This is a genomic window from Acinetobacter sp. UBA6720 (assembly GCF_002454215.1).
Lineage (GTDB): Bacteria > Pseudomonadota > Gammaproteobacteria > Pseudomonadales > Moraxellaceae > Acinetobacter.
The window spans coordinates 1-2,568 of the sequence record NZ_DKIK01000128.1; the positions used below are offsets into that span (position 1 = coordinate 1).

Genomic DNA, 2,568 nt, shown 5'->3' on the forward strand with positions numbered 1-2,568 from the left:
TGTGCTGTTGATTGCGGTGACGGGAGACAGTTCGGCCTTATTTACAACTTTGCCTGTGGCTTTGGTGGGTGCCAGTTATTCACGTAATTTTGAAAGTGATGCTGACTTGTATGCCATGCAAGTGCTGGATAAAAATCATATTTCCAGCTTACATTTGGCAAACTTTTTAGCGCGTATGGAAGTCGAAGCACGTGGCGAAGAAGAAGAAAAACAGCCACAAGAGAAGTCTAAGGAAGAGGAGGACGGTGGCATTGGTTCATTTTTCCAAAGTCATCCAGCGACTCAAGAGCGTATCGCAGCTATTCGTCAGTTTAATCAACAGCAACAACGTTGATTAAACAGATTCAATTTAGCCACTTACTTAAACTTGTGTCCACGTGGCTGTAAGTGGTTGTTGCCCCATACGAATCAGATGATCTAAGACGACGTGTTCTAAGTGACTCAGTTTATCTTCACTGGCCTCAATGCTGACATGTAAATGCTCGGCTTGAGGGCTTAATAACACGCGTGCTTCAGGCATGATAATACCAAATGTCGTTGCTTCTTGTTCAATATCAAATTTGTGTTTCCAGTGATTCACCAGTCGTTTTGCAATTCGAGCTGCATCTGTCGTGACAATATCTGCTGTACTTTTCATATTTACCTCGTTGATTGATCTATCAACATAGCAGTTTCATCGCAAATGGAAAGTTGAATGTTGCAACGCTATGTTGCAAATTTAGAAAGCTTGGGGCTTTCTTTTTTGACAAGTCTGCAGTTCAAAAGCTGAATTTGCTATAATACCTCTATTCCCTTTTGTATAAGCCAGGTACACGCATGTCCAAGCCTTATTTAATCGCACCATCTATTCTATCTGCTGACTTTGCTCGTTTAGGTGAAGATGTTGAACATGTACTTGCAGCAGGTGCAGATGTGGTTCACTTCGATGTGATGGATAACCACTATGTGCCAAACCTGACTTTTGGTGCGGGTATCTGTAAGGCCCTCAAGAATTACGGCATCAAAGCTCCGATTGATGTGCATTTGATGGTCAAACCTGTCGATCGTATGATTGGTGACTTCTTGGAAGCTGGCGCGGACATTATTACTTTTCACCCAGAAGCTACTGATCATATCGACCGTTCTTTACAGTTGATTAAATCTGGTGGCGCAAAAGCAGGTTTGGTCTTTAACCCAGCAACACCGCTCCATTATTTAGATTATGTACTGGATAAAGTCGATCAAATTTTGTTGATGAGTGTGAACCCAGGTTTCGGCGGTCAAAAATTTATTCCGATGACTTTAGACAAACTCCGTGAAGCACGTAAAATTATTGATGCTTCAGGTCGTGATATTCGCTTAGAAGTCGATGGTGGTGTGTCACCTGCAAATATCCGTGAGATTGCGGAAGCAGGTGCAGATATGTTTGTTGCCGGTTCGGCTATTTTTGGAAAACCAGATTATAAAGCTGTGATTGATGATATGCGCTCAGAGCTTGCAAAAGTCGGTGCGGTAAAGGTTTAAGCTCACAGGTATAAATACATAATGGGTTGTGGATAACTTTGTGGGTAAGCTGGTGGATATCTGTGTTGATAACCACGTGGATAACTTGATTAATATTCAAACGTTTACACAGCAATGGTTTAGTATTTAGACATTAAATGTATAAAAAGGACTCGTTTGAGTCCTTTTTTATGTCTTGAATAGTTGATTTTCACTGATGCTTTATTCAACTTTGCTTAAAAATGGTACTGTTTAAAAAATAACTTTCTTGTTTAAGTCTGCTGGGAGACTAAACCCTCACAGTCATTGAATTTAAATTTATAATCTTGTGTATAAGCCATTCTTTGCTTATCCTGTAAGGAATCAGCTAAAAAATGTAAGCCATTTACTGGCGATAAACATTTGATCGTGCTTAGATACCACCTTCCATTCACTGACTAAATAGGATTGATTGTGCGTTCATTGCTCAAGTCACATTCTTGGTTTGTCTTACTCATTACCTTGGTAATGGGGTGGAGTGGTATTGCCCAAGCTTCGGCGGCGCCGATGCATCAAATGATGCAACTCAGTATGCAGGCTGCAACCAGTGAGCAAAGTTCAGCGCATGCAACAGGCATGCAAACCATGCCAGACTGCCATCAAGCGAAATCATCGAGTCCAGCCTCTGGACATCAAATGCATATGGCTCAAGCCGATATGGTAGCGAAGAGCAACTGTCATGTGTCGGATGTAATGCAAAGCAATCAAGTTCAGTGTCAGGAGTGTGCACAGTATCACTGCCAAACCACGCTGACGCTTTTAGATGTTGAACCCCTCGTATTGGTTCAGCTTGAAGCTGCTGTAGCACAATCAACCCCGCATTTCCGCTATCACGCTCAACATTTAGTGGGCTATTGGCAAGAAATTCTACGTCCTCCTAAAGCCTAATCCTGATTTTTAAAACTTTATTTTTAAAATTATTAGGATTTAGTCATGTCTATTCAATTTAAACAAAGCCTCATCCTTGGGGTGTGTCTGATGTCGTCTTCTTGGAGTTTTGCCGCAGTCAAAGAATACCAATTGGTGATTGATGAAAGTCCCGTCAAC

General features: G+C 41.5%; 4 protein-coding genes. 3 read left to right on the forward strand and 1 reads right to left on the reverse strand.

What is annotated here, in order from left to right; translation table 11 throughout:
• Positions 1-334 (forward strand): M48 family metalloprotease (locus B4F08_RS10910; protein WP_291374377.1); only part of this gene is annotated, 334 nt, incomplete at its 5' end.
• A gap of 27 nt (positions 335-361) precedes the next feature.
• On the opposite strand, the gene B4F08_RS10915 is transcribed toward B4F08_RS10910, so the two are convergent.
• On the reverse strand, positions 362-637 hold the full coding sequence (locus tag B4F08_RS10915) for a DUF2218 domain-containing protein (RefSeq protein WP_087528222.1): 276 nt from the start codon (positions 635-637) through the stop codon (positions 362-364).
• Positions 638-816: 179 nt separating this feature from the next.
• On the opposite strand from B4F08_RS10915, the gene rpe reads away from it, so the two are divergent.
• Positions 817-1,503 (forward strand): ribulose-phosphate 3-epimerase, encoded by a 687-nt coding sequence (gene rpe / locus B4F08_RS10920; RefSeq protein ID WP_086210768.1) that lies wholly within the window; start codon positions 817-819, stop codon positions 1,501-1,503.
• Positions 1,504-1,935: 432 nt separating this feature from the next.
• Complete coding sequence (locus B4F08_RS10925; RefSeq protein ID WP_291374378.1) at positions 1,936-2,409, forward strand: hypothetical protein; 474 nt, start codon at positions 1,936-1,938, stop codon at positions 2,407-2,409.
• The last annotated feature ends 159 nt before the right edge of the window (positions 2,410-2,568 follow it).